This window comes from Massilia sp. Root133, assembly GCF_001426525.1.
GTDB lineage: Bacteria > Pseudomonadota > Gammaproteobacteria > Burkholderiales > Burkholderiaceae_D > Telluria > Telluria orientalis.
The window spans coordinates 413,589-440,577 of sequence record NZ_LMEW01000034.1 but is presented as its reverse complement, the minus strand read 5'-3'; the positions used below and the strand labels follow the sequence as shown (position 1 = coordinate 440,577).

At 68.5% G+C, this 26,989-nt stretch carries 23 protein-coding genes and 1 pseudogene; 10 read left to right on the top strand and 14 right to left on the bottom strand.

Features of this window, described 5'->3' with window-relative positions; genetic code table 11:
• Window positions 1–36 precede the first annotated feature (36 nt).
• From rnk to ASD28_RS26420, 3 genes are all read right to left on the bottom strand, one after another.
• Window positions 37–444 (bottom strand): nucleoside diphosphate kinase regulator, encoded by a 408-nt coding sequence (gene rnk / locus ASD28_RS26425; RefSeq protein ID WP_056135757.1) that lies wholly within the window; start codon window positions 442–444, stop codon window positions 37–39.
• Between the two features lie 12 nt (window positions 445–456).
• On the bottom strand, window positions 457–609 hold the full coding sequence (locus ASD28_RS32120; RefSeq protein WP_156403851.1) for a hypothetical protein: 153 nt from the start codon (window positions 607–609) through the stop codon (window positions 457–459).
• Window positions 610–944: 335 nt separating this feature from the next.
• Window positions 945–2,003, bottom strand: coding sequence for a nitronate monooxygenase family protein (locus tag ASD28_RS26420; RefSeq protein ID WP_056135754.1), 1,059 nt, complete (start codon window positions 2,001–2,003; stop codon window positions 945–947).
• 108 nt (window positions 2,004–2,111) lie between these two features.
• On the opposite strand from ASD28_RS26420, the gene ASD28_RS26415 reads away from it, so the two are divergent.
• The 6 genes from ASD28_RS26415 to ASD28_RS26390 all read left to right on the top strand — a co-directional run bounded on the left by ASD28_RS26415 (window position 2,112) and on the right by ASD28_RS26390 (window position 5,605).
• Complete coding sequence (locus ASD28_RS26415) at window positions 2,112–3,038, top strand: LysR family transcriptional regulator (RefSeq protein ID WP_056136014.1); 927 nt, start codon at window positions 2,112–2,114, stop codon at window positions 3,036–3,038.
• 120 nt (window positions 3,039–3,158) lie between these two features.
• On the top strand, window positions 3,159–3,911 hold the full coding sequence (locus ASD28_RS26410) for an SDR family NAD(P)-dependent oxidoreductase (RefSeq protein WP_056135752.1): 753 nt from the start codon (window positions 3,159–3,161) through the stop codon (window positions 3,909–3,911).
• A gap of 10 nt (window positions 3,912–3,921) precedes the next feature.
• Window positions 3,922–4,146: a 4-oxalocrotonate tautomerase family protein gene (locus tag ASD28_RS26405; RefSeq protein WP_056135750.1), complete on the top strand. Its 225-nt coding sequence runs from the start codon at window positions 3,922–3,924 to the stop codon at window positions 4,144–4,146.
• Complete coding sequence (locus tag ASD28_RS26400; protein ID WP_056135747.1) at window positions 4,143–4,697, top strand: flavodoxin family protein; 555 nt, start codon at window positions 4,143–4,145, stop codon at window positions 4,695–4,697. The genes ASD28_RS26405 and ASD28_RS26400 overlap by 4 nt, the downstream gene beginning before the upstream one ends.
• Before the next feature lie 5 nt (window positions 4,698–4,702).
• Window positions 4,703–5,074: a nuclear transport factor 2 family protein gene (locus ASD28_RS26395; protein WP_056135744.1), complete on the top strand. Its 372-nt coding sequence runs from the start codon at window positions 4,703–4,705 to the stop codon at window positions 5,072–5,074.
• Between the two features lie 99 nt (window positions 5,075–5,173).
• Entirely contained in the window at window positions 5,174–5,605 is a 432-nt protein-coding gene (locus ASD28_RS26390; protein WP_056135741.1) for a DoxX family protein, read from the top strand.
• Here the strand turns inward: ASD28_RS26390 and ASD28_RS26385 are convergent, their stop codons facing one another.
• The 5 genes from ASD28_RS26385 to ASD28_RS26365 form a co-directional block, all read right to left on the bottom strand.
• A complete protein-coding gene (locus ASD28_RS26385) occupies window positions 5,606–6,523 on the bottom strand; it encodes a diguanylate cyclase (RefSeq protein ID WP_056135738.1) in 918 nt (305 codons plus the stop codon).
• Window positions 6,520–9,954 (bottom strand): hybrid sensor histidine kinase/response regulator, encoded by a 3,435-nt coding sequence (locus ASD28_RS26380; protein WP_056135737.1) that lies wholly within the window; start codon window positions 9,952–9,954, stop codon window positions 6,520–6,522. The genes ASD28_RS26385 and ASD28_RS26380 overlap by 4 nt, the downstream gene beginning before the upstream one ends.
• Window positions 9,955–9,957: 3 nt before the next feature.
• Window positions 9,958–11,328, bottom strand: coding sequence for an oxygenase MpaB family protein (locus ASD28_RS26375; protein WP_056135734.1), 1,371 nt, complete (start codon window positions 11,326–11,328; stop codon window positions 9,958–9,960).
• Window positions 11,325–12,200, bottom strand: coding sequence for a carotenoid biosynthesis protein (locus ASD28_RS26370; protein ID WP_056135731.1), 876 nt, complete (start codon window positions 12,198–12,200; stop codon window positions 11,325–11,327). The genes ASD28_RS26375 and ASD28_RS26370 overlap by 4 nt, the downstream gene beginning before the upstream one ends.
• Window positions 12,201–12,270: 70 nt before the next feature.
• On the bottom strand, window positions 12,271–14,514 hold the full coding sequence (locus ASD28_RS26365) for a TonB-dependent receptor (protein ID WP_229412172.1): 2,244 nt from the start codon (window positions 14,512–14,514) through the stop codon (window positions 12,271–12,273).
• 255 nt (window positions 14,515–14,769) lie between these two features.
• Here ASD28_RS26365 and ASD28_RS32980 point away from each other — a divergent pair.
• Window positions 14,770–14,922, top strand: a pseudogene (locus ASD28_RS32980) (glycosyltransferase); the annotation flags it as partial.
• A 253-nt stretch (window positions 14,923–15,175) separates the two neighbouring features.
• Here the strand turns inward: ASD28_RS32980 and ASD28_RS26355 are convergent.
• The 4 genes from ASD28_RS26355 to sigJ form a co-directional block, all read right to left on the bottom strand.
• Entirely contained in the window at window positions 15,176–15,712 is a 537-nt protein-coding gene (locus ASD28_RS26355) for a tetratricopeptide repeat protein (protein WP_082577409.1), read from the bottom strand.
• 117 nt (window positions 15,713–15,829) lie between these two features.
• Window positions 15,830–17,071: a metal-dependent hydrolase gene (locus ASD28_RS26350; protein ID WP_056135722.1), complete on the bottom strand. Its 1,242-nt coding sequence runs from the start codon at window positions 17,069–17,071 to the stop codon at window positions 15,830–15,832.
• A 42-nt stretch (window positions 17,072–17,113) separates the two neighbouring features.
• Window positions 17,114–17,476, bottom strand: coding sequence for a hypothetical protein (locus ASD28_RS26345; RefSeq protein WP_056135719.1), 363 nt, complete (start codon window positions 17,474–17,476; stop codon window positions 17,114–17,116).
• A 101-nt stretch (window positions 17,477–17,577) separates the two neighbouring features.
• A complete protein-coding gene (sigJ, locus tag ASD28_RS26340) occupies window positions 17,578–18,453 on the bottom strand; it encodes an RNA polymerase sigma factor SigJ (protein WP_056135716.1) in 876 nt (291 codons plus the stop codon).
• 166 nt (window positions 18,454–18,619) lie between these two features.
• Here sigJ and ASD28_RS26335 point away from each other — a divergent pair, with 166 nt between their 5' ends.
• Window positions 18,620–19,069: a carboxymuconolactone decarboxylase family protein gene (locus tag ASD28_RS26335; RefSeq protein ID WP_056135713.1), complete on the top strand. Its 450-nt coding sequence runs from the start codon at window positions 18,620–18,622 to the stop codon at window positions 19,067–19,069.
• Here ASD28_RS26335 and ASD28_RS26330 read toward each other — a convergent pair.
• Together ASD28_RS26330 and ASD28_RS26325 are read right to left on the bottom strand one after the other, a co-directional pair.
• Entirely contained in the window at window positions 19,066–19,647 is a 582-nt protein-coding gene (locus tag ASD28_RS26330; RefSeq protein WP_056135711.1) for a hypothetical protein, read from the bottom strand. The two genes, ASD28_RS26335 and ASD28_RS26330, sit on opposite strands and share 4 nt — an antisense overlap.
• Window positions 19,647–23,672 carry a Pls/PosA family non-ribosomal peptide synthetase gene (locus tag ASD28_RS26325; RefSeq protein ID WP_056135708.1) on the bottom strand — a complete coding sequence of 1,342 codons (4,026 nt, stop codon included), beginning with the start codon at window positions 23,670–23,672 and terminating at the stop codon, window positions 19,647–19,649. The genes ASD28_RS26330 and ASD28_RS26325 overlap by 1 nt, the downstream gene beginning before the upstream one ends.
• A gap of 229 nt (window positions 23,673–23,901) precedes the next feature.
• Here ASD28_RS26325 and ASD28_RS26320 point away from each other — a divergent pair, with 229 nt between their 5' ends.
• Together ASD28_RS26320 and hemN are read left to right on the top strand one after the other, a co-directional pair.
• The gene (locus ASD28_RS26320; protein WP_056135705.1) at window positions 23,902–25,449 is read left to right on the top strand and encodes a PAS domain-containing methyl-accepting chemotaxis protein; all 1,548 of its coding nucleotides are present in this window, start codon (window positions 23,902–23,904) and stop codon (window positions 25,447–25,449) included.
• Window positions 25,450–25,551: 102 nt separating this feature from the next.
• The gene (hemN, locus tag ASD28_RS26315; RefSeq protein WP_056135701.1) at window positions 25,552–26,988 is read left to right on the top strand and encodes an oxygen-independent coproporphyrinogen III oxidase; all 1,437 of its coding nucleotides are present in this window, start codon (window positions 25,552–25,554) and stop codon (window positions 26,986–26,988) included.
• Window position 26,989 lies beyond the last annotated feature (1 nt).

Here is a 26,989-nt window from a genome sequence, read left to right as displayed (position 1 = left end):
TCATCCGCCAGGCGCATGACTGCGCATGCGCGGCGGTTAGAGGTGGTAGTGACCGGCGCGTTCCGGCTGGTAGATGACCTCGACGACTTCCACGCCGAGCGTCCGGCCGTCGGGATGCGTCCATTCGATGCAGTCGCCTTCCGCCAGGCCCAGCAGGGCGCTGCCGACGGGCGACAGCACGGAGACCGTGTCGTCGCCTTCGCCGATTTCCTTCGGATAGACGAGCGTCTTGCACCACTCGCCGTGCTTGCCGTCCAGGCGGAAGCGGACGGTGGAACGCATGGTCACGACGCGGGGCGGCATGTCCCAGGGCGCGAGGACGTCGGCCCGCGCGAGTTCGTCGGACAGCGCGTCGCGCGCGGCCGCCTGGGCGAGCGGGAGCCGGTCCAGCATCAGGTCGATGCGGTCGAGGTCGAGCGTCGAAATGGTGATGGCGGGATGCATGGCGGTCCTCCTTCAGTCGACATGGAGCAGCAGCCAGCCGAGCGGCAGGCAGACGGCGAGGGCGAGGCCGATGCGATGGCGCAGGCGCTTGCGGTGCGCGATCAGGTCGTTGATGGCGCGGATGCTGGGCGGGCGGCGGAATAGCGAGGGTCGATTGATCTTCATGAGTCGTCTCTTTATGTCCTGGACAGGAATGGGTCATGGCCGCCCGACGCGGGTCGGGCGGATGGATATGTTCTGTGGAGCCCGGCCAGCGGCTGTGCCGCCGCCGAGCTTAATAAAGCCGGGCGAGGTGGCGCGGCAAGGCGTAGTCGGGTCGACGCAGGCAGGCCGCCGTCGCGCGGACGAGAGCGTAAGGCTGTAGGCAAATCAGGAATTTCTCGTGAGCCATTGCGCTGCCATGCACCGTAAGTCGATGTCCTATTGTACATCTCGTGGCGCGCGAACGGCGCGCCATTCGATGAGCGGCCGGCGTGCGCAGGCGCGAGGCCGCGGCGTGGTCAGCGAGCGGCGTCGAGCTCGGTTGCCAGCATGGCTACCAGCGCCGCCGCCGGCATGGCGCGCGCCAGCGGATAGGCCTGGCCGGCCCAGTTCACCGAGTAGTCCTGGTTGCCGCGCTTGAACGCCGCGGCGTGCAGCGCCTTCGCGGCGTCGTACGCGATCGGGTAATCGGGCACGGGTGGATGGCCGGGCCCGCCGATCTCGTCGAAGAAGCGGTTCACGATGCCGCGCGCGGCGCGGCCCGAGATGGCGTCCGTCATGGCCGTCCGCGCGCAGCCGTCGCGCAGCAGCGCGCGGTGGTGCGGCGTGGCGGCCGACTCCGGCGCCAGGATGAATGCGGTGCCCAGTTGCGCGGCGCCCGCGCCCAGGCGCAGTGCCGCGGCGATGCCGCGGCCGTCCATGATGCCGCCCGCGGCGACGATCGGGATGGTCACGCTGGCGCGCACGAGTTGCACGAGTGCGAACGTGCCCAGCCCGGCATCCGGTTGCGCCGGGTCGAACGTGCCGCGGTGGCCGCCGGCCTCGATACCCTGGGCGATGACGACGTCGATACCGGCCGCTTCGATGGCGCGTGCTTCCTGCGGCGACGTCGCGGTGGCCATCAGCATGATGCCGGCCGCATGCAGGCTCGCCACCTGCGACGGCGTGGGCAGGCCGAAGTGAAAGCTGACGACGGCGGGCCGCTCCTCGACGAGCACGTTGAGCATCGCCGGATCGTCGAGGAAGCTCGTGTAGATCTCGCGCAGCGCCGGCCGCGCCGTGGTCTCCTGCGCGTCGAAGTGGGCGGCGAGCCAGTCCAGCCAGGCGGCTTCGCGGCGCGCGTCGGCGCGGGCGGGGCGATGCGCGAATACGTTGACGTTGAACGGCTTGTCCGTCAGGGCGCGCACGGCGCGGATCGCGGCGCGCGCCTGGGTGGCGTTGCCGGCGCCGACGGCGATGGAACCGAGGCCGCCGGCGTTCGAGACCGCGGCCGCCAGCGCGGCCGTCGATACGCCCGCCATGGGCGCCTGGATGATGGGGTGGACGATGCCGAGGCGGTCGGGCAGGAAGGTGTGCATGATGGGCTCCGAATGAGGTTGACGGTGTAGCCTAGCGCCGGTCGCCTGTGTCGATAAACCAAGTAAGATGCACGATTATTGATACACCGTGTAATGAATGGAGTCATGATGAGCCGCCAGTTCGACGACATCCTGCTCGGCAGCATCGAGCTGTTCTGTTCCGCCGCCGAGCTGGGGAGCTTCACGGCCGCCGCGACGGCCGCCGCCGTCACGCCGGCCGCCGTCAGCCGGGCCGTGTCGCGCCTGGAAGCGCGCCTCGGCGTGCGCCTGTTCGTGCGCACGACGCGTACCCTGCACCTGACGGAAGCGGGCCGCGAATATTTCGACCAGTGCCGCCAGGCGCTGGCCCAGCTCGTCGAGGCCGAGCGCGCCGTGACGGGCCGCCAGAGCGCGCCGTCCGGCCTGCTGCGCATCAGCATGCCCACGCCGTACGGCCATTACCGCGTGCTGCCGATCCTTCCCGAATTCACGCGCCGCTATCCGGACGTGAAGGTCGACTTCCACCTCAGTAACCGCAACGTCGACTTCGGCGACGAAGGCTTCGACCTCGCGATCCGGGGGCGCGCGCCGGCCGACTCGACGATGATCTCGCGGCCGCTGGAAGACGCCGAACTGGTGGTCGTCGCCGCGCCCGACTACCTGAAGCGCGCCGGTACGCCGAAGACGCCGGACGACCTGCGCGGGCACAACTGCATCCAGTTCGCGCTGCCCAGCACGGGCCGCAACATCCCCTGGCTGTTGCGCGTGGACGGCGACGATATCGAACTGCCGACCGAAGGCCTGTACTGCTGCGCCGAGGACATCCTGGGCGCCGTCACGCTGGCGCGCGCGGGCGGCGGCCTGTTCCAGACCTACCGCTTCATCGTCGACGCCGACCTGGCGGCCGGCCGCCTCGTCGAACTGCTGCCGGCGTACGGCGGCAGCGCGCGGCCGTTCTGCCTGATCTACCCGCATCACCGCCACGTGGCGCTGCGCGTGCGCGCCTTCGTCGATTTTCTCGTCGAATCCCTGCGCGCGACGCCGCGCCGCAAGTGATTCATTACGCGATGTAACGATTGTCTTGCCGTAACCCATCTTTTTCCGCGTTCAGGCAGTTCCTATAGTTGTCTCCATGGACGGCGCATCGGCGCCGCCCGGACAACCAGGGAGAACAGCATGAACGCAGCAACGAACAATCGTCGTACCGTCGTCATCACCGGCGCCTCCAGCGGCATCGGCCTCGCGCTGGCCAAGGCCTACATCGATCGCGGCGACAACGTCGTCGGCAATGCCCGCAGCGCGGCCCGCCTCGACGCAGCGGCGGCCCGGCTTGGCAACCCGGCCAACTTCGTCGGCGTCGCCGGCGACATCGCCGAGCCGGCGACGGCGCAGGCCCTGTTCGAGACGGCGATCGCCCGCTTCGGCAAGGTCGACGTCCTGATCAACAATGCCGGCATTTTCAACGCGAAGCCGTTCCACACCTACACGCCGGACGAAGTCGACCGCCTCGTCGACACGAACCTGAAAGGCTTCTTCTACCCGTCGCAACGGGCCGCCGCACACATGGCCGCGAACGGCAGCGGCCACATCGTGAACATCACGGCGGGCATTGCGGTGCAACCGAACGCGAAGGTCCCGGCGGTGCTGCCGGTGCTCGTGAAGGGTGGCCTGAACAGCGCGACGCGCGCGCTGGCGATCGAACTCGCGGCGAGCGGCGTGAACGTGTCGGCCGTGGCGCCGGGGATCATCGAGACCCCGCTGCACGGGGACTACGAAGGCACGCGGGACTTCTACAACACGCTGGCGCCGAGCGGCACGACCGGCACGACGGACGACGTCGTCGACGCGGTGCTGTACCTGACGGACGCGCGCTTCACGAGCGGCGTCGTGCTGAGCGTGGACGGCGGCGCCTCCGCCGGCACCTGGTAAGGAGGCCATCATGCCCTACATCCTCATCCAGGTGACCGACGAAGGCGTCACGAAGGACCAGAAGGAAGCCATGATCGCCGGCGCGACCGACCTGATGGTGAAAGTACTGAACAAGGATCCGGAAGCGACGTTCGTCGTCATCGACGAAGTCAACACCGACAACTGGGGCCACGGCGGCGAAGTGGTGACCAGGCGCCGCCAGCGCGAAGCGGCAAGAAAAGGAGCGGCAAAATGAGCAAATCCATCGTCATCGTCTTCCACAGCGGCTACGGCCACACCCGCAAGATCGCCGAGGCGGTCGCGGAAGGCAGCAGGGGGCGCCTGCTGCCCATCGACGCCGACGGCAACCTGCCCGACGACGCCTGGGACAAGCTGGCCGCCGCCGACGCCATCGTGTTCGGCTCGCCGACCTACATGGGCAACGTGAGCTGGCAGTTCAAGAAATTCGCCGACCAGTCGTCGAAGGTGTGGTTCACGCAGGGCTGGAAGGACAAGCTGGCCGCCGCGTTCACGAATTCGGCGTCGGTCGCGGGCGACAAGCAGACCGCGTTGTACACGATGTTCACGCTGGCGCAGCAGCACGGCATGGCGTGGGTCGGCACCGGCCTCATGCCCAGCAACGCCAAGTCCGCGCAGCGCGACGACGTGAACTACCTGTCCTCGTTCGCCGGCCTGGCCACCGCGACCCCGTCGGACGCCTCGCCCGACGAGATGGTCCCCGGCGACATCCGCACCGCGATCCTGTTCGGCCAGCGCGTGCGCGCGACGGCCGAGCGCCTCGCCTGACGGCCATGGACGACCATCGGGCCATCGCCGCGGTCCTCGGCGATTATTTCAAAGGGCTGTACACGGGGGACACGGCGCTGCTGCGCACCGTGTTCCACCCGGCCGCCGCGCTGTTCGCGACGCGCGACGGCCAGCCGTACCACAAGGGGCTGGACGCGTACCTGGACGGCGTCGCGCAGCGGGCGTCGCCCGCGTCGCTGGGCGAGCCGTACCGCATGCAGGTGCTGGCGATCGACGTCACGCACGACATCGCGACGGCGCGCGTGCATGTGCCGGCGCTCGGGTTCGACTACGTGAATTACCTGTCGCTCGTACGCTGGCACGGGCGCTGGATGATCGTCAACAAGGTGTTTACGGACGTGCCGACGGAGGGCTAGCACTGCCCGTGCGCCGGTGCCTCCATCCAAAGACGGAGCCGGTTTCGTGAGGAGGGGTGTAGATTCGGGCGATCCGATTCAACCGTAAAGGAATACCCCATGACAACCCCCGACCTCGATCTCATCCACACCCGCGCCGCCGCGCCCGCGGACGGCTTCGACCGCACGGTGCGCACGGCCGGCCGCGTGCTCGTCGGCGTGCTGTTCCTGTGGGCCGGCATCGACAAGGTGCAGGGCTGGCAGGGCGCGTTGCAGGAAGTGGTGGCGGGCGGACTGCCGGCGCCGACACTCATGCTGGCGCTGACAGTCCTGCTGCAGGTCGCCGGCGGCGCCGCGATCGTCGCGGGGCGGCTGCTGAAACCCGCGTGTTGGGCGCTGGCCGGGTTCACGGCATTGGCGACCGTGCTGTATCACGGCTTCTGGCACGCGACCGGTGCGGCGCGCCATGCGGAGCTGATTCCGTTCATGGAGCACGTTTGCATCGTGGGCGGACTGCTCGTCGTGTCGACGCTGGAACCCGGGCGCCGCTGATTAGCCGCCGACCGGGTTGCGCCACACGACCCGGTTCCTGCCTTCCTGCTTGGCGCGGTACAGGTGTTCGTCCGCCGCCTCGAACAATTCGGCCGCGCTCTCCGGCCCATGGCCGCCGAGCGTCGCGCCGCCCACGCTGACCGTCAGCACCGGCGCCACCTGCGACGCCGCGTGCGGCATATCCAGTGCGGCGATCGCCGCGCAGATCTCGTCCACCACGTGGCGCGCCTGGACGATGTCCGTATCCGGCAGCAGCAGCACCAGTTCCTCGCCGCCGTAGCGCGCCGCCAGGTCGGCCGGGCGGCGCAGGCCGCCGGCGGTCGTGCGCGCGATGGCGCGCAGGGCGCGGTCGCCGGCCGGGTGCCCGTAGCAATCGTTGTACTGCTTGAAGGCGTCGATGTCGAGCAGGGCCAGCGACAGCGGCCAGCCGTTGCGCTGGGCGCGCTGCCATTCCTGCGCGTACAGCTCGTCGAAGCGGCGCCGGTTCGCCAGTTCCGTCAGGCCGTCCACGTGCGCCAGGCGTTCCAGCATGCGGCGCTGGCGCACGAGCTGCAGGTGCAGCGCCACGCGCGCCATCACGACGGTGGCGTTGAACGGCTTGGCGATGTAGTCGGCGGCACCCAGCTTGAGGCCGTTCGCCTCGTCTTCCGGGCGATCGAGGCCGGAGATGAAGATCACGGCGATCTGCTCCGTCTGCGGATCGGCGCGCAGCCGGCGCAGCACTTCGTAGCCGTCCAGGTCCGGCATCATCACGTCGAGCAGGATCAGGTCCGGCGCGTGGCGCGTGGCCCGTTCCAGCGCCTGTTCGCCGTTCTTCGCCAGGAGCACCGTGTATTCCGGCTTGAGCAGCTCGGCCAGTACCTGGCGGTTGATCACGTCGTCGTCGGCGATCAGGACTTTTTGCGGTTCCACGTTCACGATGCGGCCTCCACGCGGCTGTCGATGGCGTGCTCCAGCACGTCGAGATGAACCAGCGCGCGTTCGTATTCGATCTCGTCGACGGCCGCGCGGATGGCCGCCAGCGGCGCCGCGTGGCGCGGATCGGCCAGCGCGGCCTGCACTTCGGCGAGCGCGTCCTCGGCGCGCGCGTCGTCCGTTTCCAGGAAGCCGCGCAGGCGCGCCAGCAGGGCGCCCGCATCCAGGCCCGTGACGGCCGGCGCCTGGACGGCGTCGATGCGCGCGAGGCCGGACAGCACGCTGTCCAGCGCGACGATCAGGTCCGGCGCCAGCACCGGCACCCGGTCGATACGGCCGGCGCGGAGTTCCTGCTCCAGGCTGCCCGCGAGCGTGGCCAGCGGCATGGCGCCGATGTACGCCGCGCCGGATTTCAGGTTGTGCGACAGGGACTGCAGCGGCGCGTAGTCGCCGTGCGCCAGCGCGTCGCGCATCGCCTGCGGCGCCTGCACGTACTCCTGCAGGAAACTGGCGATGCGGCGGCGCAGGCGCTGCTGCTGGCCGCCGGCGTTGGCGAGCGCGCGGTTCCAGTCGATGCCGCGTACGAGCGGCAGCGCCGTCGGCGCGGGGGCGGGCGCCGCGACGGGCGTCGTCGCCTGCGGCGCGGTGCGGCCCTGCAGGCGGTCCGGCGCGATCCACTTGACGAGGGTGCGCAGCAGCAGGTCCGGGTCGATCGGCTTGACGACGTGGTCGTTCATGCCGGCGGCCAGGCTCTTTTCGCGGTCGCCGGCCATGGCATGCGCCGTCATCGCGACGACCGGCACGTCGGCACAGCCGGGCAGGGCGCGGATCGCGCGGGTGGCCGTGTAGCCGTCCATCTCGTGCATCTGGATGTCCATCAGCACGAGGTCGTAATCGCCGGTCTTCGCCATGCGCACGGCTTCCTGGCCGCCCGTGGCGACGTCGATCCGCATGCGCGCCACGGCCAGGAAGTCGAGCGCGACCTCGCGGTTGTTGGCGTTGTCGTCGACGAGCAGGATGCGCGCGCCGGCAAGGCGGTCGGCGTCCGGACGGTGGTCGGCGGGCGCGGGCGACTTGTCCGCCGGCGCGGCGAGGTCGGGACGCAGCACCTGCAGCAGGCTGTCGTACAGCAGCGCCGGGCCGACCGGCTTGGTGAGGAAACCGTGCAGCGGCAGGTCGCCTTCCTGCTGCAGCACGCCTTCGCGCGTGCAGGCGCTGACCATCAGGATCGCGGGCGGCGCCGCGAAGCGCGCATCGGCGCGGATGCGGCGGATCGTCTCCACGCCGTCCCAGCCCGGCATCATGTAATCCATCAGCACGACCTGGTACGGACTGCCTTCCTGCACGGCGTGCGCCAGACGCGCCAGCGATTCCTCGCCCGACGCGACGGCGTCGGCCTGGATGCCGAAGCCGTCCAGCATTTCGACGAGCGCGTCGCGCGCGCCCGCGCTGTCGTCGACGACCATCACGCGCATGCGCTGCAGTTCCGCGCCCGGCGTGGCTGCCGCCGCGGCGTCGGCGTCGGCGATGCCCAGCGGGACCGTGAAGGTGAAGCGGCTGCCGACGCCCGGCGTGCTGGTGACGGCGATCGCGCCGCCCATCAGTTCGACGAGCTGCTTCGAGATCGACAGGCCCAGGCCCGTGCCGCCGTACTTGCGGGTGATGGAGTTGTCGGCCTGGGTGAACGACTGGAACAGGCGCGCGAGCTGGTCGGCGTCCATGCCGATGCCGGTGTCGCTGACGGAGAAGCGCAGCACCACGCGGTCCGCCTCGCGTTCGACGACGTCGACGGCGACGACGATCTCGCCGTCCTCGGTGAACTTGACGGCGTTGTTGGTCAGGTTGATCAGGACCTGGCCCAGGCGCAGCGGATCGCCCACGAGCCGGCCCGGCACGCCGCGCGGCACGCAGAACACGAGTTCGACGCGGCGCGCGTCGGTCTTGATGGCGGCGATGCTGGCCAGGTGTTCGAGCATGTCGTCGAGGTCGAACGGCACCTTGTCGAGCGACATGCGGCCGGCTTCGATCTTGGAAAAGTCGAGGATGTCGTTGATGATGCCCAGCAGGTGCTCGCCCGCGCCGAGGATCTTGCCGAGGTAGTTGCGCTGCTTCGGATTCGGATCGGCCATCAGCGCGAGGCGGCTCATGCCGATGATCGCGTTCATCGGCGTGCGGATCTCGTGGCTCATGTTGGCCAGGAATTCCGATTTCATGCGGGTCGCCGCCTCGGCGCGCACCATCGCGTCCTGGATGCTCTTGGTGCGCAGGCCCAGGATGCGCATGAACACGAGCATGTCGAACGTGCCGCCGAACTGCGTCGAATTCAGCGTCCAGTAGGTGGCGTCCATGCCGCCCTTGATCACCTGCGCCTGGACGACGGAACTCATGAAGCTCGCGGCCCAGCCGACGAGGAAGTAGATGCCGACCGTGTCGCCGCGGCGCGCGCGGTTGAACGCGCCGGGCAGGCCCAGCAGCATCGGCATGATGCCCAGCGAGCCGACGACGGCGACCAGCGCCTCGTCGTGGATCAGGCCCACGCCGAACGCGATGGCGGCGATCACGCACAGCACGGCGCCGGTCTGCATCAGGCGCGGGAAGATGCGGTCGACGCCGGGCCGCGTCAGCGCGGAACCGACGAACAGGTAGGCGCCGCACGACGTCATCAGCGAGATGATCCCGGTGGCGTTCTCGGTGGCCCACGTGCTGGCGCCCCACAGGTATTCGGCCCCGAGGCCCCACCACGCGATGTTGTACAGGGCCAGGCCGCCGATCAGCAGCGCGTACTTGGCGAACAGGCTTTCGCGCAGGTTGGCCCATTGCGCGAGGCTGTACAGCAGCAGGCACAGGAACAGGCCCGTGAGGATGCCCTGCACGAGGCGGTCGCGCAGCGCCTCCTCGTAGAACACGCCCGGCTTGGCGAAGCTGATCGGCAGGATCTTCGGACCGTTCGTCTCCACGCGCAGCAGCACGTCGTAGCGCTGGCCCGGCTCCAGCTGCAGCAGGAAGGCCGGCACCGGGCCGCCATGGAAGATCGACGGCCGCTCGCCCGTGCGCTCCGAGCCGGCCTGCGCATGGCGCTCGATGCGGCCGCCGCGCACGAGGTACATGTCGACGCGGTTCAGCAGCCCGAAGTCGACTTTCAACGTCCACGCGCCGTCGGTGCCGGGCGCCGGCTGCACGGGCATGCGCACCCAGACGACGCCTTTTTCCATGCCCAGCGTGGCGTACGCGGATTGCGGGACCGCGAAGCGCCCGGGCGCGGCGACGAGGTCGGCGACGTCGAGGCGGCCGCCAGGATCGCGCACGAGCGTGACGGCGGGCCACGCTTCGACGCGGGGCACGGCGTCGTCCAGCACGAGCGGCGCCGGGGCGGCATGGGCCACGTTCAGCAGGAACAAGACAAACAGCGGCGCGAAGAAACGGAATACGGACATCGTTTATCCTTGATGGGCGGCGGGCCTGGTGCGCCCGGTGAAACGGCGTTCGAGGGCGTTGACCCAGCGCGGCGCCTTGTCGTCATTGTGCCAGGCGTGGACGGCGTCGCCGACTTCGCCCAGCAGCGTGTCCGGCAGTTTCAGTGGACGCGTCTCGTCCATCAGCAGCTTGACCGTGAGGTTGTAGCCGAGGATGCGCGTGACGAGGCGCGAGATCGAGAACCCGGGGAACACGAGCCGCGCGACGGCATCGACGCCGCGGATGAAGCCGAACACCAGCACGAACAGGCCGCGCGACAGCAGCGACACGCGTTTGTCGAGGCCCAGGTCGCGCGAGGACGCCTTGCCGATCAGGTGGCGGGTGAGGAGCACCGGGAAGGGTTTCAGGATGCGCAGCGGGAGGTAGCGCTGGATGTTCGCCATCAGCGCGCCGGCCAGCGCCGGGCGCGGGTCGTCCTTGCGCTGCAGGACCCGCGCCTGCGCCTGGATGGCGGTGAACATGCGTTCCGCGTCCGCCATCGTGTCCGTCATTTGCTCGCGTTCGATGCCGAGCACGGCGCCCAGCACGTTCCACGCGTGCATGTACGCTTCCTCGTCACCCTGGTCGAGCCGCAGGCCGAGGCGGCGCAGGCCCTGCAGGAACACATAGTTAAACGTCAGCAGCGTGTAGCCCAGTTCTTCCTGGTTGCAGGGCAGGCCGAGGCGGTCGATGTCCCAGCCGTGCGCGTACAGCACCTGCGGCATCGTCTTCGCCTGCGTCAGCAAGCGCGGCAGCCGGCGCGGCGCCACGAGGGCCTCGGCCACGTCGCCGCGCAGCACGAGGTGGCGGATCATCGCGTGGATCAGGCGCACCTTGATGGCTTGCGCGACGCCGCCGCCGGACGGCGCCGTCAGGCCGCCGTGCATCATGACGGGGAAGATCATGGCGGCGGTGGCGCGCACGCGGTAGTCCGTGTGCTGTTCGAGTTCGCCGGCCGCATGCAGCACGGCCGCGAGGTCCGGCATGATGTAGCACTGCGGCAGGCTGGCGCAGAACAGCAGCGTGCACGATGCCATGCTCATTTCCATGAACAGGACTTCGGCGCGCGCAATCTTCGCTGCGTCGGCCCAGTCGGGCAGCACGCGGGCCTCGACCACGTACGCTTCGAGCGCGGCGGCCATGTCGGGCGGCAGGCCGGGGCTGGCGCGCCAGCCGTCCAGGTCTCCGTTCAACTGCCAGCGCGCGATTTCCCGGTTCAGGAGGCCGATCGTCGCCATGTCCGGACCGCCGGGCTGGCCGGGGCCGAGGATGCGGGCGATGGTGGCGTCGGCCAGCGGGTCGGCATGCAGCGCCGGGTTGTCGACGAGGCCGGGCTCGAGGGCGTCGCGTCTCATGCGGCCTCCTTCAGCGCTTCGGCCGGCACGGCAGGGGCCTGTTCATCCGCCGCGGGGCGAGCCAGGATGCCTTGCCAGCGCAGCAGGCCGATCGTGGCCGCGAGCAGCGGGAAGCCCATCGCGAACAGCGCGATCGTGCGGGCCTCGACGGGGTAGCCGAGCAGCACCTGGAACACCATCAGGCCGGCGTAGACGCCCAGCGGCACGAACATGTGGCGCATCGTCGGCAGCACTGCGCCTGCGTCTTCTGGCGCCGTGCGCACGCGCGCGAGGCGGCGGAACGCGAACAGGATCGCGAACGATACCGTCATCCAGCCGGCAAAGCCCTGTACGGTCTCGCCGAACCACCAGCCGTCCTTCTCGGTCATGATCCACGCCTTCAGCACGTAGACCATGTACGGGTCGACGCCCAGGTCGTAGCACGTGACGACCATCGCGCCCAGCAGCGCCATGATCGCGTCGTGGCCAGGCGATGCGGGGCGGTCGACGGGGTCCTGCCACACGATCAGGTTGGCGATCACGTAGCCGACGTACGCCAGCGCGAACCACATCAGCGGGATCACGATCGGGACGTCGCCCAGCGCGGGCCCGAGCACGGGCGTGTACGCGTAGCTGCCGAAGAACCAGCCGTACGACGACCCGAGCTGCTCGGCGAGCCAGCCGACGCTCGTGGCGATGGCGACGAGGCGCAGCGCGGCGGCGCCGCCCAGCAGGTGCGCCGCGCTGGCCCAGCAGCAGCCGAACATCAGCAGCGAGCTGGCGACGAGGGCGACGGTGGTGTTGCCGCCGATGCGTTTGGCCAGGACGAGGAGGAAGACCGCCAGCAGCGTGGCGGCGATGACGGGCAGACGACGGCGCAGCAATGGGGTCATATGAGGCTCCAGGGGCACGACGTAACGATGAAATATGCGGCCACCGCAAGGGCGGCGGCCGCGCTTGAAATCAGAAGCGGTAGTCGAAACGGACGTCGGCCGTGCGCGGCTCGGTCGGCACGGCGAGGCCCGACGAACTGATCGTCATCGGCCGCACCTTGTCCTCGACGTTGCGCACGCGCGCGAGCACGCTCCACGGCGCACCGTCCGGTTCCCAGCCGAGGCGCAGGTCCGATTCCGTGTGGCCGGGCACGCGGAACTTCAGGCCCGCCTGCGGCACGCCCAGCAGGTAGCTGGCGCTCGCGCGCGTGCCCGCACCGGCCGTCAGCACGCCGCCTTTGATGTGCGTCCGGTGTTCCCAGCCGAGCGACAGCGTGCGCGCCGGCGTGCGGTCCAGCTTGACCCCGGCCCAGGAATGCACGCCGTCCGGCACGTAGCTCGCGTAGTGCGCGTCGAGCAGCGTGAGGGCGTACGTGAAGCGGTCGGCGCTGGTCGCCAGCACCTGGCCATCCGCTTCCAGGCCGCGGATCGAGGCCGCGCCCGCGTTCGTCGTCTCGTAGCGCGGCCGGCCGTTGATCACGACCTCGTTCGACAGCTGCAGGTTGCGGTAGTCGTAGTGGAACACGGCCACGTTGAGTGTTGCGCGGCCGTCCCGGAAGCGGGTCTTGACGCCCGCCTCGTAGGCGCGCACGGTCTCCGGCCGGTACGTGAGGCTGGCGGCCGGCAGCGCGGTGGCGGCGGGGCAGCCGACGCCGTTGCGCGCGTCGCCCGCGGCGCAGCCGTCGTTGAAGCCGCCGGCCTTGTAGCCGGTCGCGATCGAGCCGTAGACGAGCGTGGCCGGGGCCAGGTCGTAGTCGAGGCCCAGGCGCCACGTCGTCTTGTCGGTGGAGATGCTGCCCGCGTTCAGCTCGCGCAGGTCGGTGGCCGCGTTGAACGCCGCCGTGCGCTGGTAGCCGATATAGCCGACACGCGACTTGTCGTCTTCCGTGTAGCGGGCGCCGGCCGTGGCGCGCAGGCCGTCGGCCAGGCGGACCGTCGCCTGCCCGAACACGGCCTTGCTGCGCGCTTCGACCGGGTCGTTGCCGAATACATAGTAGGGCGGCAGGCCGACCGCTTGCAGGTCGCGGAAATAATAGGTGTCGCGCGCCCGTTCGCGGAACCAGTACACGCCGCCCTGGGCAGTCACGGGGCCGGCGCCGTTCGTCGCGAGACGCAGTTCGTGCGAATCCTGGCTGTACGTTCCGGTGAACGGCTGGCGCACGCCCAGCGCGATCGTCGGCGCCACGCGGTAGTAGAAGTTGTACAGGTAATCGTGATCGAAGCTGCGGTGCGCACCCAGCCACGACAGGGTCGCGGGGCCGAGGTTCCAGCTCAGGTCCGTCGTCAGGCTGGACGTCTTCTTGTGCGAATAGCCCTGTTCGAAGCGCGTGTTCGGCGGGTTGAAGCGGTAGGTCAGCTGGCGGTCGGTCGAGTCGCCGTTCCACGCCGGCTGGCCGGTCGCGATGCCGTTGTAGAAATTCGAGTCGGGTACCGTACTGTCGTTGTTGCCATCGTCGCGGCTCGCCTCGTAGCGCACCAGCAGCGCAGCGTTCTTGCCGAGTGCCAGCCTGGCCGACAGGCGCGCGGCGCGGTCGTCGCGGTCCAGGCCCAGGCCGCGCGGCGTGGTCGACCCGTTCTTCAGGTAAGCGTCGTGCTCGTTCCAGGTGGCGGCGGCGCGCAGCGCCAGCACGTCGTTCACGGGCACGTTGACCATGGCGCCGACCTTGCGTTCGCCCCGGCTGCCGTAGGCCGCATTGACGTCGCCCTCGAAGCGGCCGACGGGCGCCTTCGTGATCACGTTGACGACGCCGGCGGTCGTGTTGCGGCCGTACAGCGTGCCTTGCGGACCGCGCAGCACTTCGACGCGCTCGACGTCGTACAGCGCCACGTTCTGGCTCTGCGGCCGCGCGACGTAGACGCCGTCGACCATGAAGGCGGCCGACGGGTCGCCCTTTTCCGTGACGTCGGCGTTCGAGACGCCGCGGATCGTGATGCGCAGGCCGTCGTACGAATTTTCCAGGTACGTATTCGGCAGGCGCGCGGCGAGGGCGCCCGGCGTGTCGGCGCCGATCGCGTCGAGCTGGCGCGCCGTGAGCACGCTCATCGCCACCGGCGTCTTCGATTCCGGCGCGGCCGTGCGCTGCGCCGTGACGATCACCTCCTGGATGCCGTCGCCCTGTGTCTCCACCTGCGCGCACGCCGGCGCGCTCCATGCGATCGCCGCGATCGACATGGCGAGCAGGTTGGGGGTCAACCGACCCTGCTGATTCTTCATGAACTATCCCAGTTTTTTTATAATCGTTTGCTTGGTGCGCCGTGTCTTTTGCACTGGCGTCACCTGCCTGCGTGATTTTCGTGAGAGTTTATTGCAGGCGGGTGAAACGGAGGAGTCTATCAGGTAGTGCGAACGGGCAATAGTGCCCAGTAACCACAAAGTGATGCAATAAGGTTCACAAGTCGTTGTTTCCGGGGCACGCGCACGACTGATCCGGCGCAAACGCGCACAGCCTCGCCTCCTTATGCTTGTTGCATGACGACGACATCTTTCCAACCCCGCGTGAGCGTGCGGGTGCCGACCTTCGACCAGGCGCACTTCATCGCCCGCGCGCTCGCGAGCCTGCAGGCCCAGACGCTGGACGCGTGGGAGGCCGTGGGCGTGGACGACGGCTCGTGTGACGCGTCGGCAGCGGCGGTCGCATGCAGGCGCTGGCGCGCCGGCTCGGCGTGGGGGTGTTCTATGACGGCATCGACGACCAGGGCCGCGCAACTGCGCGACGGGACCCGCGTGGGCGTACTGCGCACGCGCACGCGCACGCGCACGCGCATGCGCATGCAGCGTGCAGTTCTACTTCGATACGCACGTGCCGGAACTTGTGGCCTTCTTCCGGCACGTGATCACACAGCAGGACGCGGCCCGCGGATGGCGGGCCAGGCGCTCATGGCGCCGCGCGATCCTGGTGGTCGAGGTGATCCAGATGATCCAGATAAGCGGCGGCTTCGTTCACCCCTTCGTCGGCCGCCTTGTGGAGCCATCTCCGCGCTTCGGCGATATTTTTCTCGATGCCATAGCCCTCCGCCAGCGCGACGCCAAAGTGATAGCGGGCCAGGCTCGGATAGCTCGAGCCGTCGTCCAGTTGGGCCGCCCGGCGCATCAGGGCCGTCGATTGTGCGGCGTCCTGCCGGATGCCGATGCCGGTTTCATACATCTGCGCCAGGCCGATCATGGAGAACACGTCGTTCCAGCGCCGGATGCAGTCGTCGAAGATCTGGATCGCGGCCGCGTGGTCCCCCGTCTTGTTCGCCGCATAGCCGTACAGGCATTTGATGCGCTTGTTGCTGGTGATGTAGGACCGATAGCTCAGTTCGCTTTCGGCGGATTTGATGTCGGGTGCGCCATTGCCTGGCGGTCGGGCATGTGCCACCGCGCCGTGAAGCGTGGCGCAGCACACGGTCGAGATGAGGAACTTTCGCATCGGATCTCCCTGGTTGTGAAGGTGGTTGATCCTTTAGCAATATCCGGGCCACATATTGGCCGCCGGCAAGCGCGACGATGTGTCACCTTATGGCACATTCCTGTGCCCCTGCGGTGTTCAAGGCTGCCGCAACAGATCCGCGCGCGGATAGCCCCAGTCCGGCACGGGACGGGGGCAGGGCATGTCTGCGAGGGAGGCATAGTCCATCGTCGAGAAATTGGCGCTGCCCAGCGGGCTCCAGCGCGCATCCGTCGCCGTCGTGCCGTCAATCGCCGGCGCGCGGGCGAAGCGCATCCAGGCGTTGAAGTGGCAATTGTTCTGTTGCAGGTCGTGCAGGCGCGCGAGGCTGTCGCGTGCGTCGCCTTGCCAGGCCAGTTGCGCATCGTCGCCGGCGGCACGGCCCGCGATCCCGGCCGGGCAGGAGGCGACCGGCGTGATGCCCGGCGCGACGCTGAGCTGGCCGCGGCGCAGGTGGTAGCTGCCGTGCGCCGCATCCGTGGCCACGGTCACGAACGACCAGCACAGCGGATTGGCGGGATAGGCGGACAGGGCCGTGTCGAGCAGGCGCTCGCCCGGGTCGAGGCGGGCGATGGCGGCAGCGACCGTGTCGCGGGCCGTGTGCATGGCCGCTGCCTGGACGAGGACGAAGGCGAGCGCCGCGGCCAGCCCGGCAGCCAGGGCGGTGCGGCCACGGTCGCCACCGGCGCGGCGCGCCCGCCAGCGTGCGATCCACGCCAGGAAGCCGGCGAGGGCCAGCAGTCCGGCCAGCGAACCCCATTGCAGGAACCCGGCAAACGTGACGGCGACGGACACGCCGATCAGCAGGGCCAGCAGCAGTCCGCGCCGTATCGGTCTCCTCGCCATGAGGGCGAGCGGGATGCCGAACGCGATCCAGAAGACGGGTTCGACGATGAAGATGAGGTCGCCGTAATACCAGCGCGCATCGAACGGCCAGAACGGATGCACGCCGTAGACGTTGAGTGCGTCCATCGAAATGTGCAGCACCATGCCCACGCACGCCGTCAGGACCGCCGAGAACCGGGCACGCGGGCTGGTGCGCAGCAGTCCGCGTGCGGCCGGCCACAGCAGCCAGACGAGCCCCAGCAATAGCGCCACTTCGCCGAGCGCCGCCAGCAAGGTGTGCGTATGGCCGCGGTGGTGCAGCAGATAGCCCAGCGGTGCCTCGAGCAGCTTTGTGAGCACGAGGTCCAGGTCGGGGAAATTGCTGGCGAGGCAGCCGAGCGTGAGAAGCAAGCGCGTGCGCGTGCGCTGCGCGTCGGGAGTCGCCTCGGGCGGCACGCTGCGGTCGATCAGCGCGCCGATGCCGAGGCCGACGACGGAGTGGGTGAGATTATCCATCCTGCAATCTTACCCAAACCGCAAGCTGGCGGATCGACGTGTTTACTGCGCGGACGGTGCGTTCAACGCGGTCCGGCAGATCCGGGCCGCCTGCAATCCCAGCCAGGCGGCGTTCGTCCAGAAAAAAACGTAAGGCAAGGCGACGAGGGCGACGCCGGCCGTCCGCGCGTAGAACGACAGCAGGATCGTGAGCGCGCCGCAGAACGAGGCGAGCACGAACGCCGCGCCATGCCGTGCAGCCGTTTCCGACGTGCCCGCCGCGAAGCCGATCAGCAGGGCGATGGCGAGGCAGATGGCGATGACGGCGGTCGAGGCAATCCCGGAAAAGCTGTTGTAGAGGCGGGCGAGAACGACGACGGTCGCGAGGTATCCACCCAGGAAAACGGTAAGTTGGCGTAATTTCATTGGAACTCAGGCAAGCTGTGCCATCGTCGTCAGAAAATGCGACGATGCGCGAATGCCACGAGTATACATGCACTCAGGAAAACCTGCCGCGGACCCGAACATTACTGCAGTAACGGGATGCCCTGCAATTTGTCTGGATTCCGCACTACATATATACGCGAAATGGTGCCGTCGTGAATGCAAAACGATTGTACCGATTCGACTTTCCCATCGATGTAACGAACCAGTCCAGGTTCGCCGTTCACACGTGCCATCTTGTAGACAACCCGTTCGCGGAACGCATTGTCAACTGCCCAATACAGTCCTGCTACGCGTCCTGTCCCGATGAGGACCTTGTGCAGGGACTCCACTTTTCCTCCGCCGTCCGCCCGGAATTCGACATCTGCCGACAGGAGCGTCTTCATCGCAGCGCGATCGGCGTTGGCGGCCGCCTGCATGAATTGTTCGAGGACGACGCGATGCATCGACTTCGAGACCGTGAAACGCGGACTCTCCTGGCGTATCCGTTCCTGGGCCCGGTGGACCAATTGCCTGCAGGCAGCTTCGCTTTTGCCAAGCATGGCCGCGACGTCACCATAATCCTGGTCGAATACTTTGCGCATCAGGAATGCGGCCCGCTCCTCCGGCGTGAGCCGTTCCAGCACCCAGAGCATGGCGACAGAGACATCGCTGGCCAATTCGGCAGCGGCCTCGGGCGTGTCTTCGACGATCTCGACGACGGGTTCCGGAAGCCACCAGCCGGTGTAGGCGTCACGCTCGGTTTTCCGGCTGCGCAAGCGATCGATCGACAGCCGCGTCGTGATGGTCACCAGCCAGGCTTCAGCCGACCTGACGTCGTCACGCACGCTCGCGCTGTACCGCAGCCAGGCGTCCTGGACGACGTCCTCCGCGTCGGCGCGCATGCCGAGCATGCGATAGGCAATCAAGAAAAGACGTGGGCGTAATGCTTCGAATACAAGCAGGTCGGCGGACTTCATGGCTATCCCGGGGGCTTGAACAATACTTACTAGACGATCCGGCTCCGCCTATTGTGACGGATCCGTCCGGTGTGTCACGGCGGCGCGCGGCCGCACGTCTTGTGGATAGCGGCGGGCAGGGGTTGCCAACCGCATGACCAATCACCGCATGAAAGGAAAACGCACGATGAATCGCGCAAACTGGTTTCAAGTGTCGCAGGAAGGCGCCAAGGCGCTGGGAGCACTCCACCATTACGCAACGACGGGCACGGGTCTGGAACCGGGACTCATACACCTCGTGTTCCTCAGGACGTCGCAATTGAACGGTTGCGCACATTGCATCGATGTCCACACCCGCGATCTCATCAAACACGGGATGTCCGTCGACAAGATCGTACTGGTGCCGGTATGGGAAGAAGCCGCCTATCTGTTTTCGGACCAGGAACGGGCGGCCCTGGCGTGGACGGAGGAAGTGACGCGCGTGAGCGAGACCCATGCGTCGGACGCGGCCTACGCGGCGGCATTGGCCGCATTTGGAGAAACGGCCCTGGTCGAACTGACGATCGTGATCGCGGCCATGAATGCGATCAATCGCATGGGCATCAGCTTCCGGTTGAAACCGCGCGCAAAGGCCTAGGACCATGGGGCAGGCAGCACCGCGACGCTCCCCGCGTAGCCGTCCGGCAGCACCAGTGACCGGCAGGTGCACGCCGCCAGCAGGGGTTCGTCGCAGGCGCCCCATTCCGCCAGCGCCAGCCCCCGGCATTTGAGCCTGGCCTCGCGCTCGCTCCACGCGCGCGCGAACGCGGGCGCGCCGGCCAGCGTGGCCGCGGCCGCCGGGCCGAGATAGTCGCGGGCGACGGCTTGCCAGTCCGGGACGTCGGTGACCTGCATGACGTCGATGCCGACGGCGCCGCCATCCAGCCGCAGGGCCGCCACGGACAGGTCGCCGTCGTGGCTGATCGACAGCGCGACGCGGCGGCCATCGTCGAGCAGCGCCCAGGGCGCCTCGCCCGGCGCACCACACAGCCGGATCGACGACGGCGAGAGCCCGCTCGCCTGCGCCAGCGCGGCCAGCAGCGCCGAACGGATCGTGCGCCGGGCCGTCGCGCGGTCGGGTTGCCCGCGCACGCCGACGACGTGCATGGCCGCGTCGAAAGGCGCGTCCGCGAATCCGCCCCCGTCCCACCAGCGCACGGGCAATGCGGGCTCCATCACACGCGCTGCGGCGCCGCCGGCAACCCGTTCCAGCCCGTCGCGGCCGGAATGTGCTCGCCCTTCATGACAAGGGTCAGCGGCCCGATGCGGGCATTGTCCCCGACCTTCGCGCTGTACAGCACGGCGCTGCGCGGGCCCAGGTACACCTTGCTGCCGATGTCGACGTGATCGATCTTCATCACCCGGTCTTCGAACAAATGGGTCTGCGGGCAGGACAGCGCGTTCAGCTCGCTGTGGTCGCCGATCGTCACGCAGTCGAATTCCGTGATGTCCGTCGTGTCCATGTAGACGCCGCGGCCGATACGGCAGCCGAGCAGGCTGAACGCGACCGGCAGCCACGGCGTGCCGCGCAGGTAGCGCATGAAGTTAGGCACGGCGATGCCTTCGTACATGTTCGTGACGCCTTCGGACAGCCAGACGAATGGCGTCCACATCGGCTCCGCCCGCTTCTTGTAACGGCCCAGCAGCAGCCATTTGAACGCGAGCACGAACAGGTAGTTGCCGATGCCGTAGGCGAGGCTGATGAGGGCCAGGTCCCAGATCACTTCGCCCCAGCGGCCGGCCCCGGCGATCGGCATCAGGTCCAGCACGACCGTGTAGCCGACGGCGATGACGACCGCGTGCGGCGCGACGATGCGGAACGCTTCCACGAGCGCACGGCCCAGGCGGCGCGCCGGCGACGGGCGGTAGGTCAGGTGTTCCGGATAGCCGCTGACCTGTTCGCGCGCGGGCAGGTGGATCGGCGGCGAGCCGAGCCACGTGTCGCCGCCCGTCATGCGCTCGTTCGCGGGCGCGTGCGTGTGCACGCCCACGAGGACGCCTTCCGGCAGCACGGTGCCGTCCGGGATATAGCTGCCGTTGCCGACGAAGCTGCGATTCGAGACGACGGTCGCTTCCATCGTCATCCAGCCGCCGTCGATCTGCTCGTCGCCCAGCATGACGGCGTCGGCGATGAACGTCTCGTCGCCCAAGGTCAGCATGTCGGGGACGACGCCCAGCGCCGTCGAGATCTCGGCGTCGCGGCCGACCTTCGCGCCCAGCAGGCGGTACCAGAACGGCGCGAACACGGTCGCGTAGATGCCGTGCAGGACGTTCAGACTCGATTCCTGGATATGGCTCACGAGCCATTTTTTGCAGTACGCGTTGCTGTGCACGGCCGAGCGGCCCGGCATCATGCGGGGCAGGAAGCCCCAGCGGATGGCGGCCGACACGAGCATCGTCAGCGCGATCAGCACGGCCGATGCGGGCAGTGCCAGCACGAAGTAGCGCAGCAGCTGGCCCTGGATCGAGTTCTGCGCGAGGATCGGCAGGGTGCCGCGTTCGTCGAACCAGTCGATCAGCACGAAGCTGGGGAACACGGGCATGAAGAACAGCGTGGCCACGAGCAGCATGCCGAACACGAAGAACAAGGCTTCGCCAGCGAGGCGGGCACGGCTGACGCGCGGGCGCGGCGGCAGGGTCGACGGGTCGAATGCGCCGGTGTCGCGCGCGGGCGAGCCGCACCAGACGCGGCCGTCGGGCACGGTCCCCCCATCCGGCAGCGCGGATTGTCCCTCCAGGTGGCCGCGCCGGCCCACCTGCGTATTGCCTTCCAGGATCGCGTACGACGACACGCAGGCGTCGTCGTCGAGTGCGATGCGGCCCAGGATCAGCCGGCCCCGTTCCACGCGCGCGTTCTCGAAGTTGACGGCATTGCCGATGCTGACGTTGTCGCCGATGGCGAGCAGGTCGGGCGCGCGGATCGTCAGCGAGCCGATCACGACGTCATGCCCGATCTTCGCGCCCAGCAGGCGCAGGTACCAGCCGTACAGCGACGAGCCGGCCAGCAGGTAGGTCGGGGCCGCCTCGACGAGGCGGTCCGCGAGCCACCAGCGGAAATAGGTCGCGCCCCACAGCGGATACACGCCGGGCTTCAGGCGGCCAGCGACGAGCCACTTGCCGCAGATGGCGAAGACGAATTCCAGCAGGGTGGCGAGCAGGAACACGACGATCGACGCGGCGATGGCGCGCGCCACGGAGTCGCCCGGGTCGCCCGTGAAGAAGTGGTAAGTGAAGAACGGTGCCAGCCACTGGGCCATGCGCAGCGTGATCAGCACGGGGACGGTCGCCAGCTGGGCGACGCCGCACAGCCAGCGGCGGGATTCGGACGGCGGCGTCCAGTCGGGCTCGATGGCGGCCGTGCCGGCGGCCTGGTCCAGGCCCGAGGCGATGGCGCCGATCTGGCGGTGCGAATAAATGTCGCGCACCGTGACGTGGGCGAAGCGCGGGTCGGCGCGCAGGGCCGTGGCGAGGCGGGCGGCGAAGAACGAGTGGCCGCCCAGGTCGCTGAAGAAATCCAGTTCGCGGCGGATCGGCTGGCCCGGGAACAATTTCTCCAGCGCGGCGAACAGCGCTTCCTCGCCCGGCGTTTCCGCCACGTCCGATTCGGCCGGATCGCTGGGCAGCGGGGCCGACAGGGCCATCGCCTTCAGCGCCTTGCGGTCGATCTTGCCGGACGTCAGGCGCGGCATCACGGACAGCGTTTCGAAGCGGCTCGGCACCATGTACGGCGGCAGCTTTTCCGACAGCGCGCGGCGCAACGTGGCCGGCGCCAGCTGTTCCGGCGTCGCACCGGCGGCCGGCACCAGGTAGGCGACGAGGCGGTCGATGCCGTCGTCCTTGCGCAGCAGCACGGCCGTCGTGCCGACGCCGTCCTGCTGCGCGAGCTGGGCCTCGATCTCGCCCAGTTCCACGCGAAAACCCCGGATCTTGACCTGGTCGTCCGTGCGGCCCAGGCACACGACTTGCCCGTCCGGCTCGATGCGCGCGAGGTCGCCCGTGCGGTACAGGCGCGGATCGTCCGGGCCCACGCTCCACGGGTTCGCGAGGAATTTCTCGGCAGTCAGGTCGGGACGGCCGAGATAGCCGGCCGACAGGCCCGGACCGATGATGCACAGCTCGCCCGTGTCGCCGCGCGGCAGCAGTTGCAAGCCCTTATCGGTCTCGGTGGAAATGACCAGCAAGCCGTAGTTCGGCAGCGGCGTGCCGATCGTGATCAACCGGCCCGGCTCCAGGCGCGCGAGGCTGGCCGACACGGTCGCTTCCGTTGGGCCGTACGTGTTGAACATCTGGCGTCCCGGCCTGGAAAAGCGCTCGACCACCGTTTCCGGGCACATTTCTCCGCCCAGGTTGATGATGCGCAGGCCGGGCACGTCGTCCGCGAACAGCGCGAGCAGGGTCGGCACCGCGTGCAGTACGGTGACGCCATTTTCCGACAGCAGGCGCGGCAGCGCTTCCGGATCGCCGGCCGTCTCCTTCGGCCCGAGCCACAAGGTGGCGCCGACGAGGTAGGAAATCCAGATTTCCTCGAACGACATGTCGAAGGCGACCGAAAAGCCCTGGTAGACGCGATCGGTGGCCTTGACGCCCAGCACTTCGTTCTCGCTGCGCAGGAAGTGGCAGATGCTGCGCTGGTCGATGAGGATGCCTTTCGGCTTGCCCGTCGAGCCCGACGTGTAGATGACGTAGGCGGGGGCGTCGCCGTCGACCTTGCCCCGGCGGCGCAGTGCGTAACCGTCGGGCGCGGGCGCCAGCAGTGCTTCGGCCGTGTGGATGGGCTGCGCCACCGCGCCGAGACGGTCGCGCATGCGCTCGCTGCTCACGAGGGCAGGGGAGCCGGCGTCGTCCATGCACACGAGCAGGCGCTCGACGGGCGTGTCCTCGTCGACCGGCAGCCAGGCGGCGCCGGCCTTGGCGATCGCCGCCTGCATGACGAGCAGGTCGATGCCGCGCGGCATCCATAGTCCGACGATATGGCCGGGCCGGATGCCCGCGTCGATCAGGCGCGACGCGGCCAGGCTGGACAGGGCGTCGAGCTCGCGATACGTGAGGCGGCGGTCGCCGGCGATGAGGGCAAGCTGGTCCGGTGCGCGGGCCGCGCTCGCTTCCAGCAGGTCGGCCAGGATCTCGTCGCGCAACAGCTCGGGCTGGTGCGGGCCGTAAAGGACATCGGGGTGCCGTGTCAGAGGGGAGATATCGTTCATCGACGGCTATGTTGGGGTTGGTTGAATTTCATCAAGACACAAAATACGAACCTGGCAGCCACATCTGCGCAGGGTACTCCATTTTAACGGCCGGGCGTCGCAACTGTTTCGTTACGCGCCAGACCACTCGTCATTCCGTCATTTTTGATCTGGATCAAGGATTTGGCAGGTCCAGATTTCATAAAATTTCCCTAAAACAATATTCCTTATCAAAAGCCAGGAGCCACGCTTGCGTACCAACCTCCCCGTCACGGGCATCGAATACCCGTTGCAGGACGGCCAATCCATCGTGTCCAAGACGGACACCAAAGGCCGCCTCACGTACGTCAACCCCGCCTTCATCGAAGTCAGCGGCTTTACCGAAGAGGAGCTGATCGGCAAGGCCCACAACATCGTCCGGCACCCGGACATGCCGCCGGCGGCGTTCGCCGACCTGTGGCAAACGCTGCAGGCGGGTGAACCGTGGACAGGACTCGTGAAAAATCGTCGAAAAAATGGCGATTACTACTGGGTCGTGGCGAACGTCGTGCCCATCAAGGAGGAGGGGACGACGGTGGGCTACATGTCGGTCCGCACCCGGCCCGCGCGCGACGAGGTCGAACGGGCCGAAGCGATCTATAAACGCCTGCGCGACGGCCGGGCGGAGGGGCTCGCGCTCCGGCGCGGCGCCGTCGTCCGCACCGCGTGGTGGGCGCGCCTGCTGGACTTGCGTACCTTGCCGCTGGGCCGGCGCCTCGGCGTCATGATGTGCACGCAGGCGCTGCTGATGGGCGTGCTGGCCTGTGTCACCCAGGCCTGGGGCTGGCGCCTGCTGGCGCTGGCCGGCGCGGCGCTGACCCTGCTGGCCTGGGCCGAGCTGCACCGGTCCATCGTGGCGCCCATGCACCGGGCGCTGGAGGGCGTGTACGCGCTGGCCGGCGGCGATCTGTCGCGTCCGCCCGCACGGGGACGCGACGACGAAATGGGCCGTCTGCTGCTCGCGCTGCGCCAGTTGAACATCAACCTGACGGCGATCGTGGGCGACGTGCGCACGGGCGTCGGCGCGATCCATGCCGCCACGCGCGATATCGCGACGGGCAACCACGACCTCGCCCGCCGCACGGAAGCGCAGGCCGCGAGCCTGGAGCAGACGGCCGCGAGCCTCGCCCACATCGCGGCCAAGGCGGGCCAGAACACGGACAGCGCCGAGCGCGCCGACACCCTGGTCGGCGAGGCCTCCCAGGTGGCGGGCCGCGGCGGCGCGGCCGTGCTGGAAGTCGGCACGACGATGGGCCAGATCAGCGGCTCGGCCACGCGCATCGTCGACATCATCGGCCTGATCGACGGCATCGCGTTCCAGACCAACATCCTGGCGCTGAATGCCGCCGTGGAAGCGGCGCGCGCGGGCGAGCAGGGGCGCGGGTTCGCCGTCGTGGCGGGCGAAGTCCGCAGCCTGGCCCAGCGCTCGGCGGGCGCGGCCAGGGAAATCAAGGCGCTGATCGAGGATTCCGTGCACCAGGTCGGGCAGGGCAACGAACTCGTCGACGCGGCGGGCCAGACGATGCGCCAGGTCGTGGGCGCCGTGCAGGACGCGGCCGCCATCATGGGCGACATCACGGCTGCGTCGCGCGCGCAGAACGAGGGCATCGCGGAAGTGAATGCGGCGATGGTCGAACTCGATGGCATCACGCGTGAGAACGCGGCCCTCGTGGAAGAGTCGGCCATGGCTTCCGCCAGCGTGGCGGACCAGGTGGGCCATCTGGGGCAGGTGTTGTCGGTTTTTAAACTTGGGCGCTAACACACCGGCTTCGGCGATTTTTGATGCAAGTCAAGGATTTTGCGGACCCGCCTCAATAGACTCATCTTGACTATTCACGCCGCAGGCCCAGGAGTTTCCCAGATGTTCGACGCAGTCCCCGCAACCAGCGCCACCCGGGTGCATCCCGCGCTCCAGCCCGTCGTCGAATTCGACGCGGACCTGATCGCCCGGCTGAGCCGCAACGGCCCCCGCTACACGTCGTATCCGACGGCGGACCGCTTCACGGAATCGTTCGGCTACCGCGATTTCCTGCACGCCGTGGCGGACCTGCGCACGCGCGGCGGCGGCAAGCCGTTGTCGCTGTACCTGCACATCCCGTTCTGCGACACCGTCTGCTATTACTGCGCCTGCAATAAGATCGTCACGAAGAACCGCGAGAAGGCGGCGACCTACCTCGCTTACCTGAAACGCGAAGTCGAGATGCAGGGCCGCCTGTTCGCCGGCATGAACGAAGTCGAGCAGCTGCACTTCGGCGGCGGCACGCCGACTTACCTGTCGGACGCGCAGATGGAAGACCTGATGGCGCACCTGCGCCGCTGCTTCCGCTTCGCGCCGGATGCCGCCGGCGAATACTCGATCGAGATCGACCCGCGCACCGTATCGGCCGAGCGCGTGCACGGCCTGCGGCGCCAGGGTTTCAACCGCATCAGCCTCGGTGTGCAGGACTTCGATCCGGACGTGCAGCGCGCCGTCAACCGCATCCAGCCTGAGGCCGAAACGCGCGCCATCATCGCGGCCGCGCGCGATGCGGACTTCCGCTCCGTCAGCATCGACCTGATCTACGGCCTGCCGAAGCAGACGCCGGCCACGATGCGCACGACGCTCGACAAGGTGATCGATGCGGCGCCGGACCGCATCGCGATGTACCACTACGCACACCTGCCGCATCTGTTCAAGCCGCAGCGCCGCATCGACGAGGCGGACATGCCCGACAGCGACACGAAGCTGCGCATGCTCCAGCTGTGCATCGAGCGCCTGACGGCTGCGGGGTACGTGTATATCGGCATGGACCATTTCGCCCGGCCGGACGACGACCTCGCCATCGCGCAGCAGCAGGGCCGCTTGCACCGCAACTTCCAGGGCTATTCGACGCATGCCGACGCGGACCTCGTCGCATGCGGCGTGTCCGCCATCGGCGCGGTCGGGGCCACGTACAGCCAGAACGTCAAGACGCTGGACGCCTATTACGATGCGCTCGACCGCAACGAGCTGCCGGTGGCGCGCGGCGCCCGGCTGTCGATGGACGATGCGCTGCGCCGCACGATCATCCAGAAGCTGATGTGCCAGTTCGAGCTGTCCATCAGCGCCATCGAGCTCGCGTTCCCGATCGCGTTCCACGCCTATTTCGCGCGCGAGATGGCGCAGCTGGCCGGGCTGGAACGGGATGGTCTCGTCGAACTCGCGCCGGACTGGATCAGCGTCACGTTGAAAGGGCGCCTCCTGATCCGCAACGTGTGCATGGTGTTCGACCGCTACCTCGCCACGCGCGGCCCGGCCACGCATTCCAGGACCGTGTAAC

What these genes read in the sequence shown, in the direction of transcription:
- ASD28_RS26365 (WP_229412172.1), bottom strand. Translation starts at nt 14,514, where the DNA reads ATGAAGAATCAGCAGGGTCGGTTGACCCCCAACCTGCTCGCCATGTCG.
- ASD28_RS26395 (WP_056135744.1), top strand. Translation starts at nt 4,703, where the DNA reads ATGGACGACCATCGGGCCATCGCCGCGGTCCTCGGCGATTATTTCAAA.
- ASD28_RS26350 (WP_056135722.1), bottom strand. Translation starts at nt 17,071, where the DNA reads ATGGATAATCTCACCCACTCCGTCGTCGGCCTCGGCATCGGCGCGCTG.
- ASD28_RS26380 (WP_056135737.1), bottom strand. Translation starts at nt 9,954, where the DNA reads ATGTCCGTATTCCGTTTCTTCGCGCCGCTGTTTGTCTTGTTCCTGCTG.
- ASD28_RS26355 (WP_082577409.1), bottom strand. Translation starts at nt 15,712, where the DNA reads ATGCGAAAGTTCCTCATCTCGACCGTGTGCTGCGCCACGCTTCACGGC.
- ASD28_RS26330 (WP_056135711.1), bottom strand. Translation starts at nt 19,647, where the DNA reads ATGGAGCCCGCATTGCCCGTGCGCTGGTGGGACGGGGGCGGATTCGCG.
- ASD28_RS26405 (WP_056135750.1), top strand. Translation starts at nt 3,922, where the DNA reads ATGCCCTACATCCTCATCCAGGTGACCGACGAAGGCGTCACGAAGGAC.
- hemN (WP_056135701.1), top strand. Translation starts at nt 25,552, where the DNA reads ATGTTCGACGCAGTCCCCGCAACCAGCGCCACCCGGGTGCATCCCGCG.
- ASD28_RS26345 (WP_056135719.1), bottom strand. Translation starts at nt 17,476, where the DNA reads ATGAAATTACGCCAACTTACCGTTTTCCTGGGTGGATACCTCGCGACC.
- ASD28_RS26390 (WP_056135741.1), top strand. Translation starts at nt 5,174, where the DNA reads ATGACAACCCCCGACCTCGATCTCATCCACACCCGCGCCGCCGCGCCC.
- ASD28_RS26410 (WP_056135752.1), top strand. Translation starts at nt 3,159, where the DNA reads ATGAACGCAGCAACGAACAATCGTCGTACCGTCGTCATCACCGGCGCC.
- rnk (WP_056135757.1), bottom strand. Translation starts at nt 444, where the DNA reads ATGCATCCCGCCATCACCATTTCGACGCTCGACCTCGACCGCATCGAC.
- ASD28_RS32120 (WP_156403851.1), bottom strand. Translation starts at nt 609, where the DNA reads ATGAAGATCAATCGACCCTCGCTATTCCGCCGCCCGCCCAGCATCCGC.
- ASD28_RS26325 (WP_056135708.1), bottom strand. Translation starts at nt 23,672, where the DNA reads ATGAACGATATCTCCCCTCTGACACGGCACCCCGATGTCCTTTACGGC.
- ASD28_RS26335 (WP_056135713.1), top strand. Translation starts at nt 18,620, where the DNA reads ATGAATCGCGCAAACTGGTTTCAAGTGTCGCAGGAAGGCGCCAAGGCG.
- ASD28_RS26420 (WP_056135754.1), bottom strand. Translation starts at nt 2,003, where the DNA reads ATGCACACCTTCCTGCCCGACCGCCTCGGCATCGTCCACCCCATCATC.
- ASD28_RS26375 (WP_056135734.1), bottom strand. Translation starts at nt 11,328, where the DNA reads ATGAGACGCGACGCCCTCGAGCCCGGCCTCGTCGACAACCCGGCGCTG.
- ASD28_RS26400 (WP_056135747.1), top strand. Translation starts at nt 4,143, where the DNA reads ATGAGCAAATCCATCGTCATCGTCTTCCACAGCGGCTACGGCCACACC.
- ASD28_RS26415 (WP_056136014.1), top strand. Translation starts at nt 2,112, where the DNA reads ATGAGCCGCCAGTTCGACGACATCCTGCTCGGCAGCATCGAGCTGTTC.
- ASD28_RS26370 (WP_056135731.1), bottom strand. Translation starts at nt 12,200, where the DNA reads ATGACCCCATTGCTGCGCCGTCGTCTGCCCGTCATCGCCGCCACGCTG.
- sigJ (WP_056135716.1), bottom strand. Translation starts at nt 18,453, where the DNA reads ATGAAGTCCGCCGACCTGCTTGTATTCGAAGCATTACGCCCACGTCTT.